At 35.0% G+C, this 14,939-nt stretch carries 9 protein-coding genes; 2 read left to right on the forward strand and 7 right to left on the reverse strand.

Annotated features, from left to right (window positions below; translation table 11 throughout):
- Window positions 1-437: 437 nt before the first annotated feature.
- Complete coding sequence (locus C8C83_RS23520; RefSeq protein ID WP_121330971.1) at window positions 438-2,048, forward strand: serine hydrolase; 1,611 nt, start codon at window positions 438-440, stop codon at window positions 2,046-2,048.
- A gap of 158 nt (window positions 2,049-2,206) precedes the next feature.
- On the opposite strand, the gene C8C83_RS23525 is transcribed toward C8C83_RS23520, so the two are convergent.
- From C8C83_RS23525 to C8C83_RS23555, 7 genes are all read right to left on the reverse strand, one after another.
- Window positions 2,207-3,700 carry a tryptophan 7-halogenase gene (locus C8C83_RS23525; RefSeq protein ID WP_121330972.1) on the reverse strand — a complete coding sequence of 498 codons (1,494 nt, stop codon included), beginning with the start codon at window positions 3,698-3,700 and terminating at the stop codon, window positions 2,207-2,209.
- A gap of 6 nt (window positions 3,701-3,706) precedes the next feature.
- Window positions 3,707-5,092 carry a radical SAM protein gene (locus C8C83_RS23530; protein ID WP_121330973.1) on the reverse strand — a complete coding sequence of 462 codons (1,386 nt, stop codon included), beginning with the start codon at window positions 5,090-5,092 and terminating at the stop codon, window positions 3,707-3,709.
- Window positions 5,089-7,401, reverse strand: coding sequence for a hypothetical protein (locus C8C83_RS23535; RefSeq protein WP_121330974.1), 2,313 nt, complete (start codon window positions 7,399-7,401; stop codon window positions 5,089-5,091). Before C8C83_RS23535 ends, C8C83_RS23530 begins: the two co-directional genes overlap by 4 nt.
- Before the next feature lie 45 nt (window positions 7,402-7,446).
- Window positions 7,447-8,940, reverse strand: coding sequence for a ferritin-like protein (locus C8C83_RS23540; protein ID WP_121330975.1), 1,494 nt, complete (start codon window positions 8,938-8,940; stop codon window positions 7,447-7,449).
- An 87-nt stretch (window positions 8,941-9,027) separates the two neighbouring features.
- Entirely contained in the window at window positions 9,028-10,563 is a 1,536-nt protein-coding gene (locus C8C83_RS23545) for a peroxidase, FMP-type (protein ID WP_121330976.1), read from the reverse strand.
- A gap of 674 nt (window positions 10,564-11,237) precedes the next feature.
- Window positions 11,238-13,487, reverse strand: a complete 2,250-nt coding sequence (locus C8C83_RS23550; RefSeq protein WP_132011926.1) for a hypothetical protein — start codon at window positions 13,485-13,487, stop codon at window positions 11,238-11,240.
- Between the two features lie 48 nt (window positions 13,488-13,535).
- Window positions 13,536-13,868 carry a helix-turn-helix domain-containing protein gene (locus C8C83_RS23555; protein WP_121330978.1) on the reverse strand — a complete coding sequence of 111 codons (333 nt, stop codon included), beginning with the start codon at window positions 13,866-13,868 and terminating at the stop codon, window positions 13,536-13,538.
- A 117-nt stretch (window positions 13,869-13,985) separates the two neighbouring features.
- On the opposite strand from C8C83_RS23555, the gene C8C83_RS23560 reads away from it, so the two are divergent.
- Window positions 13,986-14,882 carry an NmrA family NAD(P)-binding protein gene (locus tag C8C83_RS23560; RefSeq protein WP_132011927.1) on the forward strand — a complete coding sequence of 299 codons (897 nt, stop codon included), beginning with the start codon at window positions 13,986-13,988 and terminating at the stop codon, window positions 14,880-14,882.
- Window positions 14,883-14,939: the final 57 nt, after the last annotated feature.

Consider the following 14,939-nt stretch of genomic DNA (forward strand, 5'->3'; position numbering starts at 1 on the left):
AGTCAATACAAAATATTTTAAATTTCTCCACAGGTTTTTGTGTTGATTCGTTTACTATCTAATATTTTATGGTTCAAATTTTTTCAACTCAAATTCTGGATGGATGGTACAACCAAAATTCTAACGTAAGCTATATGAATTTTGAGCTACAGTAAGCAATTGATTCGATAAAAGAAATATCACTGTTTTCTTAGACTTTTCTATTGTCATAAATTTATTCAGATAAATAACAATATCGAAGGTGATATTCGCATAGATTTTTACAAGAACTCTTTGGAGAGCGAGGGATATTATTGGATGTGCTAGTTTAGCTTGTGCTCTGAATTTTGCTTAAAATTCAGTTCGGAATTTTTATTTGTAATCTTTTATTATACATTTACGCAACTGTCACAAAAGGCAAACCGTTAGTTAGAATTCAATAAAAAGTCAAAAAAAACATGAAATCAATTCAATCAATAACTTTTATTTTATTATTTATAACACAATTAGGTTTTACACAAAGCAAGAAAGAAAAATTAGAACAACTTTTTGAATTTTACAATCAACAAAATCTATTTAACGGTTCTGTTTTTATTTCTGAAAAAGGAGAAACTTTACTAGATAAAGGTTATGGATTATCAAATGTAGCTTTAAAAAAGGAAAATAGCGCTAACAGCATTTTTCAAATATATTCCATTACAAAAACTTTTACAGCAACGGTAATTTTAAAATTAGTAGAAGAAAAAAAACTTTCATTACAGGATAAGCTTTCAAAGTTTTATCCAGATTATCCCGATGCAAGTGCTATTTCAATTGAAAGTTTGTTAACCCATACCTCTGGAATTTATGACTATACCAGAGGAAATGATATGAAAGACCAAACGGAAAAATCATTTATTGAATTTCAAAAAACAAAACCTTTGGATTTTCCAGTTGGAACTGATTGGAGTTATTCTAACTCGGGATATTATTTTCTAGGCTATATAATTCAAAAAGTTACTGGAATAAGCTACGAAAAAGCAGTTGAAAAATACATATTTAAACCATTGAAAATGACACAAAGTGGTTTTGCTTTTAAAAATCTAAAAAGTGAAAATAAAACCATTGGCTATGAGATTTTTACAGAAAAAGAACAAAAACCATCAATTGTTTATGATCCACCTATGCCTTTTGCAGCTGGTGGAATATACTCAACTGTTGAAGATTTAAACAAATATTATAATGGACTAAAAAATTACAAAATTATCTCCAAACAAAGTTTAGAAAAAGCATATACGCCTTTCAAAAACAATTATGGTTATGGCTGGATTACAATGCCAATGTTTAAAAAAATGACAGTTGGTCATAGTGGTTATGCAGCTGGTTTTTGTAGCAATTTTGTTCAAATTCCCGAAGATGATATCTGCATTATACTGCTTACAAATACAGAAAGAGGTTTAAACACTGCCACTTATGCTATTATAAAAACTTTGTATAATTTATATGATAAAGATTATAAAATTCCAGTTGTAGCCAACGTAAGCTCAGAAACTTTAAAGCAATATGTGGGAACTTATCAAGTAGAAGACAATTTTGTAATGTACCTTACAGTTGAAAACAATAAATTAAAATTGCAAAGTGGCAACGGACCCACAACTATTCTATTTCCTGTAAAAGAAAATTTATTTTTCGCTGAAGAATTAATGGGTGATGTAATTTTTGAAAGAAACAAGACTTCACAAATAGAGTCATTAAGTTTTCATGTAGGAAATCAACTAAAAAAAGCAAATAAAATATTTCCTTCTTGGGGAATTGTAGGAACTGCCACAGAAAAAGGCTGGGAAGGCCCTGATGCAAAACTTTTTGAAACTGAAACAAAAGGAATTTGGACAATTAAAAATGTGACTTTAAAAACAGGAGAGCTTAAATTTCGTTTTAATGACGATTGGACTTTAAATTTTGGAAAAGATATGAGCGACGGAATAATGCCAAAAGGAGATAATATAGAAATTTCAACAGGCGTTTATGATATTATTTTGGACATAACTGATTACGAAAAACCAAAATACAAAATTTTCAAGAAAAGTTAAAAAAACAGCCCCGCTCTACGAGATGTTTTTCTTTACGCTGTGCAAATGTCTATGAGTTTGCGCCATTTTAAACAAATATAATTGAAAAACAGAGACTTCATAAAGTATCTGACTTTAGAACTAATTTTCTTAGAATATTTCTCCTGAATGTAAAAATTCTAACGTAAGCTATATGAATTTTGAGCTACAGTAAGCAATTGATTCGATAAAAGAAATATCACTGTTTTCTTAGACTTTTCTATTGTCATAAATTTATTCAGATAAATAACAATATCGGAGACGACTTTACTATTCATGCCTTTAAGAAGTGGAAATAATTCTACCTGATCCAAATAAACCAGAGGTCGCTCCAGATTAGGATGTATTAATGCCTGTTTTATCACTATGCAATCATTATCGATAGCGTAAACAGATTTAAATGTAATATTTGGAGAAACTACTATTTCTTCATTCCAAAGTTGGTGTAAGATATAATCAACAGGAATTGGTGCTGTCTGTTTATGTTCAAATATTGATTTTTCTGTATTAAATTCTTTTTCTAGTTTGTTTGTAAATGCTGTTTTATGGTTCGAAATATCCAATCGAAAATTGATTCTTTTTATCCAGAATTCAGTTTTATCATGGCAAGCCCAGGCATTCTGATAATAATCAGCGGTCCAGTGCGCATGATTTACAACTGACTCTATCAATTTTTCTTCATAGAAATTCTTTGGATGTTCTGAATCCGGGTCTTTTAGATAAGTATTTATTGCAATTGCAACCTGCAAAGAAAAACGCATTGCTTTTTCGACACCGGTAGACGAAAGCGGATCTAATGTAAAAGCGGCTTCACCAATTTTTATAAACTGATTATCCCAAGGCGTCTGATTAACAAAAGAGGTAACAGAACAGCTTTCAACAGCATTATCTTTTAACTGATTTACAAATGGTGCAAATAATTCGGTTTTGCGCATTAAATCCAAAAGATGCAATTCACTTTTTTTGAATTGTACCGTATCAGTAAAAGCCATTATGCGATAGCGATTTCCGCATACCGGAGATCCCCACAACCAGCCATCATCAACGGCTTCGACAAATGCCTCATTAAAAACTGCATTATTATCAATATGTGTCCAGACTGCAATAGCAGGAGGCGCAATAGGAACTCTTTCATTCAGAAGCGTTCCTTTACGTCCTCTTCCATCTAAAACTATTTTTGAGTTAATTCTAATTTCAGATGAATTATTTACGATGTCTAAAGTCCATCCGTTTTGGGAACTGATCGACTGTTTTAATTTTCCCGGCTGGATCAAATACAATCCTTTTGAAACGCTAAATTGAAGTAATTCCTGATCGAGTTTGCTTCTGTCTACAATTGTACCTCCATTATTTTGTCCCGGACGTTCGTATATATATCCTTTATTCTCCCAAATAACTTTGGCAGAAATAGTATTGAGATACAGGGCATCTTCTAATAAATGACCTGCATTTAAATAATCGAAAATATTACGAATTCCGGGAGAAAGAGATTCCCCAATTTGCGATCTGGGAAACTCCTCCTGCTCCAGCATTCCTACTGTATAGCCCATATCTAATAAACGTATTGCCGCGCATAATCCCGCAGGACCAGCTCCAAGAACAAAAACATCAAAAGTTTCAGGAAATCTTTTCATTATCAATTAATTATTCCAATTGGGTTTTAATCTCGATAATCTTTCGTTGGCTTGTATGGTATAAAACAACCATGATCTGATATAATCGCAAGCAGGTCTTCCTTTGTCAATTACTTCATGATGACAGCCTCCTCCGCATAAATAACGAGCCCAGCATTTCGAACATGGTTCTTGTGTATTTACATGTCTATTGGCAAGCCAGTTGTTTTGCAGATCAGGTTGTACGCCATCTGTCAAATTGCCCATTTTACCTGCTTCTTCATTTACAAAACGATGGCAGGCAAATAGTTCTTCATCGGCAGATACGCCCATATATCCGGCACCGGCACCACAAGGATAAGGTCTGTGGGTTCCTTTTGAAATTTCTTTTAATGCATTTACCATATTCAAAAAAGGATAGCGTTTTCCTTCTAATACATTTTTTTCAAAATTAAGTCCACAGGCAATCATATTTTCCAGCATGACAGACAGCTGTTCTTTATTCATTTCATTTTGTCCGTTACTGGATTTCAACAAAGGGGAAAAACCTACACCGTGAAATCCCATACGAACAAACTCGTCTAAAACTTCCGGAAGATTGGTAATTTCCGGCGTTACAGTTACTCGTGCTGAGACCTGCATTTTTTTCTGCATGGCCAGCAAAGGCTGAATGTTTTTTATGATTCTGTCATAACTCCCGTTTCCTCCTTTCATTGGTCGGTTCAGATCGTGATCTTTGCCTATTCCGTCTAAACTTATAGTGACTGAGAAACCGTATTCTTCAAAAAACACTGCATCACTTTCTGTTACTAAAGTACCGTTTGTAGTAATCGAATAACTAACCTGAATGTTTTTCTTCTTTGCAGCTGTTTCAGCATAAAGAGTCGCTTCTCTAATTGCTTTTCTGTTAATAAGAGGTTCACCGCCCAAAAAGGTAAGTTGTGCTTTTCCTCCTTCGGGACAATCTTTTAGTAATAGATCTATGGCCTTAAAAGCCGTTTCTAAAGACATACTTTTTGTAGGTCCTCCAAAGTCACCCTGATCGGCATAACAATAGGTGCATCCCATATTACATTTCTGAGCTATTGCTAATGATAAAGCATGCAAAGGCGGACTTTTCAAAGGTTCGTCTGTAATATATTCCGGAGCATCAATGCCTAAAAGTGTTAGCTCGTTTTGCAAGGCATTTTCGTCCTTTTCATTCATTAAAAAAGCTATTCTTTGCTCTATTTCGGGAGAAATAGTATAAAGTCTGCTTCCGTTTGGAATAAAAATCTGAGTCGCCTGCCCGCCTTTTACCAAATGTGCTTTGGCAGAACGCGGTCTGGACTGGGGAACAATAACCTGTGCCAGTTTAGTGGCAATCAGGTTATTTTGTTTTTCCTGAGAAAATCTTTCAATAGCGCCTATCATTTTTTGTCTTGCGGTTTAGGTTTTACTACGCTGCTTTCTATAGCGTCTTTTCCTTCAATAATGAAATTAAGTTCTCCCTGCCAGTTTTCAAAAAGATCCTGATACGAGATTAATCTGGTATTTTTCCAATCGTCCGGAATATAAGATCCTGTTCGTTTTTTTGACATCCATAAATCACCGGTACTCAAACCATTTTCGTCCGGAACGATATTTACAAAATCAGGCCTGCTGGCTGCCCAATAATAGCAAGAACATTCGCGATAATCATTTTGCCACGGAGCACAAAGACCTTGTGTTAGTTCTCCAGGTTTTAAAACAGTATCTGAAAATGCTGCGCTATTGCCATCAAATATTTTATTTACAACCAGTTTTACCGTAATATATTTTTTAGGATCATTCAATTGGCTTAAATCTACTAGAACTTCTTCTATTGACTGTTCTAACGTAAAATGACAAGTAACTTCCTGTCCTTGTTTTTGCAAAACCTCAACCATAGAATTTGACCATTCCATAAACGAAACGCCATTAGGATTGGCATTTGTTTTTAAAGGTACATTATCCCCATCAGGAAATACAGGTCCAAAAGTTTGTACCATTGTAGCTTTTCCTTCTATAGCTACCAACCTATGCCCAATTAAATTTGAATCTGTTGCTTCAAGTACATAGTTATTATTTTCCATAAGAACGATGCCGTTAAAAGCTCTTCTCCAAAGGTTTCTAAAATCAAATTCAAGTCCCGGAAAGCAGTTTGAAATAGCTGTTCTTGGCAAAACCGCAATAGGATTTCCAACTCCTCTGTAATGCAATTGTGCAGTTAAATTTGAAGCTTTAAGCGGCGAACCATAAGATACCGGCAAAGTATCAGGGTTACTGTCATTAAAGATAGATTTAGTCGCCGCCTTTATGATTGTATTAATTTGTCGGTACGTAAAAGTTAGTGATCTTCCATCTGCACCACGCATTAAGGCAGGCATTTTTCGAAGTGCTGTGCTTGATAAATCACCAATTTCAGTTGGTTTCCGCAATACATCTCCAAACCATGGAGAAGCTCCGGAACTTAATCCGTTGAATACTCTTTCATGTAAGAGTTGCAAAGCAAGATTGTCAACAAGTGAAGTGGCCATAATAGGTTCAAAAAGACGTCCGAAATCATTTGTATTCTGGCGAACCATTGTACTGGCAACATTTTGTTTCCCCTCGTAACTATTGCCATTCATAATCGTTGTATTCATCAGACGAATGGTTTCAAAAGCCCTGCGAATAATTTCTTCGGCTTCTTCTATACTAACTTCTCCTTCGATATCGGTTCCTTCAATAATTTGCTCAAGCTCATCTGAAACTACACGAATTGGTAAAGTATCAGGTGCAAAAGAAGGAGGTCCGGCACTAATATGTGCTTTGGCTGTTAAGGTCTTATTGTCTGAAACTTTTAGTTTAACCGTTACAAAACCATCACATTCATCATCAATATAGCCCCAGCTTACCTGCCAGCTTTCATTTTTATCGTCGGTATAACCATACCCGGCAAAAATTTGTGCCGGAACAGTATAGAATATATTTGGATTACTGCCTTCTTGATAACCACGCCACTTACCTTTTCCTTTACTGATATCGTACAATATTCTATCTTCATCTCCTTCTCCATTTTCCTTTTTAAAAGTAGGGTCTATTGCTGTATCGTCAATACCAGACGCTGTATTTCTATGTAAACTGGAACCATAAACTTTTCCTCCGGCTGGTGTATAACGCAATCTTAGCTCTGGAAAATCTTTTGTTGGTTTTACATACTGAACAGAGCCTAATGGCAATTTTTTTTCCGGGAGAAAGTTGTTGCAGTCCGCTAATAATGGTTTAAGTTCGTGCGAATTAATATCACTTAATTTGGCAGTCATCTTATCGTTTACGTCGCCCGTTCTTCTGAATATTTTTATGTTTGCCACATCAACATCCCAGGAAATATCTTTTAGACTTAATCCTGACTTTTTAAGCAATTCTTCTGTAAGAGGTACTAACTCGTCCGGTTTTTCATCAGTAATAGCAAAGACTTCCAGGAAAGGAGAAACAGGATGAATCTTTCCTTTTCTGTCTTCCAGATCCAGTACTTCTTTAAATTTTATCTTTAAGGGTTTGTGAGACGTAATTTCTCCTGTATGCGGATCAACTGATAATGTCGTTTTTGGAATAATTTCTCTATAATCAAGTGGTTTTTCTTTTGATAATTGAAGATCGTACGCATCCATTGGTTTCTTTGATTCTCCTAGTCTGCCAATTGCAATTGGTGGAAGAATTCTTAATTCAATAATTTTCATATCGTGGTACTTTTAATAATTAATGGGAATAAAAATGATCTGAAACTATACCAGATTCTCTTCTGTTAAACGTGCAATTGCCTGTAGCAATTTTTGATCAGCCTCTTGCAGTCCGTTCAAATATTGAATGTGCGGCTGGATCTTATAGTTTTTTAACTTCACGATGATGTTATTTGAAGCTTCCAGAAGATCTCTGTGCAACCTCCATCGATTGTGTTCTCCAAAAGGCAAATCAAATGTATAAGGCAGTGTAAACGGAGGCCCCGCTACTTTAGAACTACTCTTTGAGATTGGAGTCTGAACCAGAATAGTAGCTAAACTTCTCAAATTATACATTTCACCAAATGCCGAATTGATAATCATACCACGAGGAGAAGAATTTCCTGAATTATTAAAACCATTATCCAATAAAAAGCTGTGGTTTAAAAAGTTAAGCAATAATCGATAACGAATATCACACAAGTTGGCCCAAAGTATTGCTTCCGGACTTTTAATTTCATCACTTTCTTTTTCCTCTTTCGAATCAGCTGCATCTAATTCTTCTTTTAAATTAGATTCTGAACCTACATAAGGATTCGTAGCCACATTTCTGGAAGGGTCAAATTTGTTATTGGTTTCTTCTAATATCTCCTTGTACTCTTTGTAGATATGCAAGAAACGTTCGAAGTGAGATGGTAAAGCATCATCAGTCTCCAGACCTTCTCCTTGTTCTGCTATTTCAGACAATGCCTGATAGGCATCGTCACGGGATAATAACGGAGCTACCAATACATCAGGACTTTTTGTATAAATACTTTGTCCGTCACTTCCTCTGCTTCCTCCTTTATATCCACGTCCCCACTCATCAAACTTTGCCTGATAATTGTAAGTCGCAGCCTGAAAAGTCTCATCTGATATTACTGCAGGATCTTTAATTAACTGAAGCAATACCACAAACAATGCTCCAACAGTATGAGGATCTGATACTGATGAATCTACAGAATTTCTAATTTCAATTGCCAGTTCATCATCACCTGCAAGCCATTCGCAGGGTGCCTCAGCATATACATACTTTGCAAGTGATTTAAGAGAGAATTTTTCCAGCGTAAAAGGAAAAGGATAAAAAGGGCTGTCCCATGGATAGCTTTCTCTTCCAAAATTTAAAGGTGCTCCAATTACTTTTAATACGTTCTGAACCGAAATGAAATGCCCCATTTCTTCCTTGGCTATACCCAGAATAATATTTTGCCACGTATGCACTTTTTCCTGATATTTTTCCGGAACATTTGCTCCTCCCATACTATAGGCAGAGTACAAATATTGCAACATAAGTCCCTGCTCAATTTCGGCATCGATTTGTAACAGCATCGTAATATAGTCTTTGCCGTTAAACTGAGATGGCACCTTAAAAGGTTCGCCGTCTTTTAAACGCTCACAATTGCTTTTGGCGTCGCCAACGGCCATAATCAGGCTATTGGCAACATTTTGTTGTGGTGCGTTGGCTTTTGCCCATTCTAATATTGGAGAGATAAAATGATCTCTTTTTTCGTTGTAATTCATAGTATCTTTAGTTAGTTAATCTTTGTTTTTTAATGAAAAAGAATCACAGTATTTTAATAGAAAAAATGCTGTGATTCCGATATAATTTTAAGATTTATGATAAGGACATTCTGAAGCTGACGCTGAAGAAGTAATGATACTTGAGCTTGGAAATTGTTTTTCGATTAAACTTCTTTGCTCTGGAGAAACATCGTCTATCTTACGAAGTGTATTGACTTGTATATGTGGCCAGCTTGTAGTACCACCGTTATCTCCAAAATCAAATTCAAAAAAGATAATCTGTTCGTATTGCAACTGAAGAATTTCTATTCCGTTTTCTTCTACTGTTTCAATCCACATTCTCATATTCATTTCGACAGTCGGAACAAAACGATTCACAAATGGAACGTTTAATATCCCTCCTTGCGCTCCTATTTTATTTTTGGAAGACAAATCGATACGTACGTGATTTTTAATCACCTTTCCTTTGTTATTATCGCGCAAACGTAAATCTGGTCGCACAGAATAAGGATATAAATGATGGGCAAGTATGCGCTGAGTATAAATTCTGTTTTCTTGCGGGTCATTTTTGTGATCCAGTTTTTCAAATACCCATGCTGGTGGTGGCGCATCAAGATTTATAGGGTCGTCCTCAGATGCTCCCGCGCCTCCCATTGTTTGGGAAATTGAAAGATGATCATACTTCCAGGCTTCATCCCCGCTTGGAAATGCCGGAGCACCAATTACTAAAAAGTTATTTCCATCTGGTTTTAGATCACCCAGCAAGGTTACAGTACTTCCATGAGGAATAACACCACTTCTGGAGATAGAATAATCAGGAATAAAATACGTTCCTGTCTGACCCGCTCCCGGTTTAAGTTCTTTGGCTGCTTTAATATTATAATACTCACGTCCGTTTAGATTTTCCAGCGTTACATATTCTTTTACACCTTTATCGTTTATAACCAAAAAAAGAGTCTCATCCTGATAACCACTCTTATATAAATGTCTATTCGGATCATCTGCTGCTACGGCATGAATACCACGATCTTCTTCAATCGTTTTTTTGGTAGCGGCATAATTAAATATTTGGCTCAGCCATAAATACATTCCGTTTTCTTCGTGAATCGGAGTATATTCCAAAGAAGAATTACCCGGAACTCTATTGACACTTTTTATACTTTGATCATATTTAACAGCTCCGCAAAATTGCTCGTTTGCTCCTCCACGATTACGAACTCCTCCGGGAACCAGATTAAAGGTTAGTTTTTCGATATACTCTTCGCATTCAAAACTATACTTCCCAGGAATTGTTCCTGCATTTGTTCCGGGAGAAGGCATAATGGTAGTATGTATACCGCTTCCTACCAGATTACCATGGTTATCGTTATAACTAACCCATGTACCTTCCAGCATACTTAAAACTCCATAATCTACATTTTTAACAATTTCCTGAAGATTCTCTTCACGAAAAGGATTAATTGGGGTTTCAATCAGGAGTTGCTTATATTTTGACATCAACTTTTCTAATCTACCCTGATCACCAGGAGTAAATTTCAATAAGGATTCATTTCCGTCTGCAACTAAATTTGCGGCTAATTTAGGTTCATTTAAACCATCCGCAAGGTCATTTCTTTGTAACATAATATAGGTTTTATGGTTAATAATTTATGATTTTAATTCTGCAACCAACGTTCAGTTGGTAATCTGAATTGGCACTTCATCAACAATCATGTATTCTTATAATAGATTCGGGGGTATACTAGATTTTTTAATTCTCTTACATTTATTTATTCAGTCTTACTGTTTTAAAGCAATCAACATCACGTTAGCATCTCTCCATCATAAAAAACATAACTACCTAAAAATAAAACAACAACACAAATAAAACGTTACTGAATCAACAATAATTAATTAAAATAAAGGGAGGTTTTTATTTTTTTCAACTCAATTTCATATCACAAAACACTTAAAACCTCTTCAAATATATTCTTACAATATTAAAGCAAAATTTCAGAAGCAAACTAAGTATTTTTACCTGTTTTTTCTTACATGAGAAATTAATTTGTCAGTTCTTAATTTTTAATGTTATTTACACAATCTTCAATAAATTATGGGGTTTGTAAATTGTTCACTAAGAGGCACAAAAAAATCCCATTTCTAACGAAATGGGATTTTTTTGTGCCTTTTTCTTTACTGTTTAGTGTACTATTTTAATATTTAAGCTTAGCTTCGAAACTGAACTACAGCAAACATTTGGAATTTTAACGTGTCTTAAATCTTCTAAGTAAGCATTAAATCGCATCCAATTTTTGGATTTATTTTTTTCTAACCAAGAATTCAAAATTTTGTGTTCCAAGCAAACCATCTGCGCTAACACCTTCTATATTTCCTAAAAAAGAAGTATTTATATCTGAACAAAAAAAAGACACGGTCGCTTCTCCTTGTTCATTTGTAATTAAATCCGGTTTCCAGTACAAAGTATTGCGGTAATCTGCATTAGGATCATTTATTGTTACTTCATCATAAATAGGCTCGTAAAATGCTTTCTTGCCGTAATATCCCTTTATTGCTGCAATATTGAACATAACTAGAAGCTCTGCTTCAGAAAACTGTCGGTTATTAGTATTATTTATAGCTTTATAATTTGGATAAGGCGGATGTTTGGGGCAATTTAATATCCCATTTTCACATACATAATCTGTAGAAGGCTTTATTCTGGCTAAACTGTCGAGCTTCCCTATAAATTTATCCCGAAATATTATTTTCTTTTTTGAAGTTATTAAAACTTCATTCAATTTGTTTATATCCGGCCGATCTCCAATAATCTGCAAGTCTTCCGTTTTTTTATTTAATAATGCTGGTATTGGATAAATTGCTGTTTTTATTTTACGCTCTTTGCTGATTTCTTCAAAAGAAAAGTCCTTAATATCTATATAATATTTAGATTCCTGAGGCGTCATCAATTTTAGATAAGTATACCCTCCTTCCCCCTTTCTTAAATGATCGGGTGTAATAAAAAAGACTCCTGCTTCATCGGCAAGCACAATATCGGATCCTTTGCGTACGTCTGCAGAAAATACTTTTATGCCTTGCGGCGGTGTCTCGGTTGTTTTTACATCGTTTTTTTTAAAACTGATTTTTGCTTTCAGTTCATCAGAAACAATTGGTATCAGGGTATTTCCCTTCTCTCTTAAATTGGATTCTTCCCACACATAGTTTCGCCATCCCTGGGTTAGCAGCAACAGGTTTAACGCCTGGTGTCGATTCTTATTTTGCTCGTTAAAATAGTATGCCGGATCATAAATATTTCCCTTTAATTGGGTAGAAAGAAGATAATGGCTGAGTATGTTTTTTGCGTCCCCCTTGTTTTGGTACAATTTATCATAAACACTAAGTCCCAAATGAGCTGCTGTTGGTTGGCCGTTCTGGTCTGTTACTTTTATTTTTAGAGTTGCTTTCTCTCTTGTGCCATAGCCGCTTTTATCGAGTTGCGCATTAATATTTAATTTCTGATCTGGATTAATATAAACCAAGCGCTCTGCCACGGGAACTGAATTTTCGCTAAAAAGAGTAATTTCTGCAATACCCTGCGGAATATCTTTTAAGGGCACCTTAATGATCAGCTCCTTTTTCAATAAACCTACTGCAATGCTGTAAACAATTCCCCGTACCTGTAACCTCAGATATACAGTTTCTTCATTTAAGGCAGCACTTTGCGAAACTTTAAAAATCAAATTTTCTTTCGTCTGACCAGCTAATTGCAAAGTTTTCCCGCTGCGGTATATTTCCCCTACCGAAAATTTCTTGCCAGATGCAGGCGATGTGAGCAGAATATGATATTTTTTGTCTGCATCAGGTGTAAAAACAAAACTTCCCATACCTCCATGAGTGCTCTTAAAATCAAGCAGAAGGTTATTATTTTCGTACAAATTTCCTGAAACATCAATAGGCAGTCCATTTGAATCGACAGCCTTAAATGCCACTGTGCTTTCAATTCCGTGGACTAACCTTCCTCCTTCGGGAAAAACATCAAAATGTAAAGTACTGTCTTTCTCAACCGGTTTAAAGATTTCTTTACGATTTATTGATTTTAAAACCTCTAATTTCTTTATAGCGTAAAATTCTTTACTATTTCGGGTATAAGAAAAGGAGCTATAAGCTGCCAGAGTGTAAGTCCCTTCCGCGAGATTGTTTTCCAAAAACAGATGCCCGTTAACAAAACCGCTTTCTATTTCGTACTTCTTTTCCCAAACAACTTTATCAGTTTTGTCTTGTATCAACTGCACAAACAATATTTTACTATTTCCTGAAGGCAAAAAAAATTGCGAATCCAATACATAGCCTTTAAACCATACATCTTCTTCTGTTTCATAAATGCTTTTACTGGTTTGCAAGTACACTAAATCAGAAGCATTGTCTTTGGACAAGTCATGAAATTGCTTTGCTAAAACTTCTGGAATCATTTTGCTCTCCGAAATCGTTGACCCGTTTTGCGAATAAGCAGGAAATTGCCACATCAGCCACAAGAGTAGAACAATACGGGGAAATCTTAAAAATATATTCATCAAATTCTAAGGATATATGTGTTTATTATTTTTAATATTATCGGCAAACTAAACCAAATTTTCCAAACCAAAAGCAGCTATTTGATCTATAATTGGTAAAGTCTTCAAACCCAGTTCTGTTAATGTATATTCTACTCTTGGAGGGATTTCAGGATAAGCCTTTTTATTGACCAATTTGTTTTCTACCAGAGCATTCAATTCCTGAATCAGCATTTTTTCACTAATACCTACTACAGCCCTTTTAAGTTCTCCATATCTAATGGTTCTGGTATTAAGCTGATACAAAATCATCATTGTCCATTTTCCTCCCAATAAACCTAATGCTTTTTTTACCGGGCAGTTTTCATCACATGCATTAATTATTTTTAGATTTTTTTCCATTGATTATCAGTATTTCTAACTATTTAGTAAGTACCCAACTAAAACGTAAGTACTTGTACAAAAGTAAGTTATTAATTAGTTTTACCGAAAATTAAAACAATTAAATAAAAAAATAAAATGAAAATATTAGTATTTGGAGCCACAGGTTCACAGCAATTCCATGTAATTGGAGAAGCAAAAAATAAAGGCGGAATTGTTTACGCTGCAACAAGTTCAGAAAAAAACTTTTCAAAACTGGAAGACGCAGGTGCAATCCCTGTATTAGGCGATATGTCTGATGCATCAAAAATGAAAGAAATCACTAAGGGAATTGATGCTGTTGCTTTGCTAATTCCTGTCTCGCTGCCTAATCCTGCAGATGGATTTCAACTTGCCAAAAATGTAATTGATGCAGCTAAGAAAAATGGTGTAAAAATGATAGTTTGGAATACCAGCGGATTTTTGGCACCACAAAAATTAGGTATTCCTATGGAAGATGTAAAGCTGGACACTAAGGAATATCTTGAAAATTGCGGAGTACCGTATGTAATAATTGAACCCTCTATTTATGCCGAAAATTTACTGGCTCCTTATACAACCGATTATGTAAAAAGCGAAAGAAAAGTAGCGTACCCAACTCCTGAAAATATGCCTATTGGTTATATTGCATCAAGAGATGTCAGTGCTTTTGTGGTAGAAGCTTTATATAAACCAGAACTTTCAGGACAATCCTTTATGGTTAGCGGTTTGGATGATCTGAAAGGAAATGGTCTTGCCGAAAAATTCTCTATTGGATTAGGAGAAAAAATTGATTTCTACGCAATGCCTCCGCAAGAATTTGGAGATAAATTAAGCATTCTTGTTGGAGAAGAAAGTGCCAGAGGTGTACAAGGGTATTATGAAATGCTGGCAAGTCTTCCGGTATATCCAACAAAATTCAATCCTAAATTGCAAGAGGTTTTAGAAAAACTGCCTGTAAAAATGACTCCAATCGAAGAATGGGTTAAAACGCATAAAGAGTTTTTTATTAACTAATTTATAAAAAAAAGCAGCAAGAATAGTAGCCTATTTTTGCTGCTTTTTTAATATTCT

The organism is Flavobacterium sp. 90 (assembly GCF_004339525.1).
Lineage (GTDB): Bacteria > Bacteroidota > Bacteroidia > Flavobacteriales > Flavobacteriaceae > Flavobacterium.

Coding starts and splice junctions, on each gene's coding strand:
- C8C83_RS23520 (WP_121330971.1), top strand. CDS start 438: ATGAAATCAATTCAATCAATAACTTTTATTTTATTATTTATAACACAA.
- C8C83_RS23560 (WP_132011927.1), top strand. CDS start 13,986: ATGAAAATATTAGTATTTGGAGCCACAGGTTCACAGCAATTCCATGTA.
- C8C83_RS23525 (WP_121330972.1), bottom strand. CDS start 3,700: ATGAAAAGATTTCCTGAAACTTTTGATGTTTTTGTTCTTGGAGCTGGT.
- C8C83_RS23550 (WP_132011926.1), bottom strand. CDS start 13,487: ATGAATATATTTTTAAGATTTCCCCGTATTGTTCTACTCTTGTGGCTG.
- C8C83_RS23545 (WP_121330976.1), bottom strand. CDS start 10,563: ATGTTACAAAGAAATGACCTTGCGGATGGTTTAAATGAACCTAAATTA.
- C8C83_RS23555 (WP_121330978.1), bottom strand. CDS start 13,868: ATGGAAAAAAATCTAAAAATAATTAATGCATGTGATGAAAACTGCCCG.
- C8C83_RS23535 (WP_121330974.1), bottom strand. CDS start 7,401: ATGAAAATTATTGAATTAAGAATTCTTCCACCAATTGCAATTGGCAGA.
- C8C83_RS23530 (WP_121330973.1), bottom strand. CDS start 5,092: ATGATAGGCGCTATTGAAAGATTTTCTCAGGAAAAACAAAATAACCTG.
- C8C83_RS23540 (WP_121330975.1), bottom strand. CDS start 8,940: ATGAATTACAACGAAAAAAGAGATCATTTTATCTCTCCAATATTAGAA.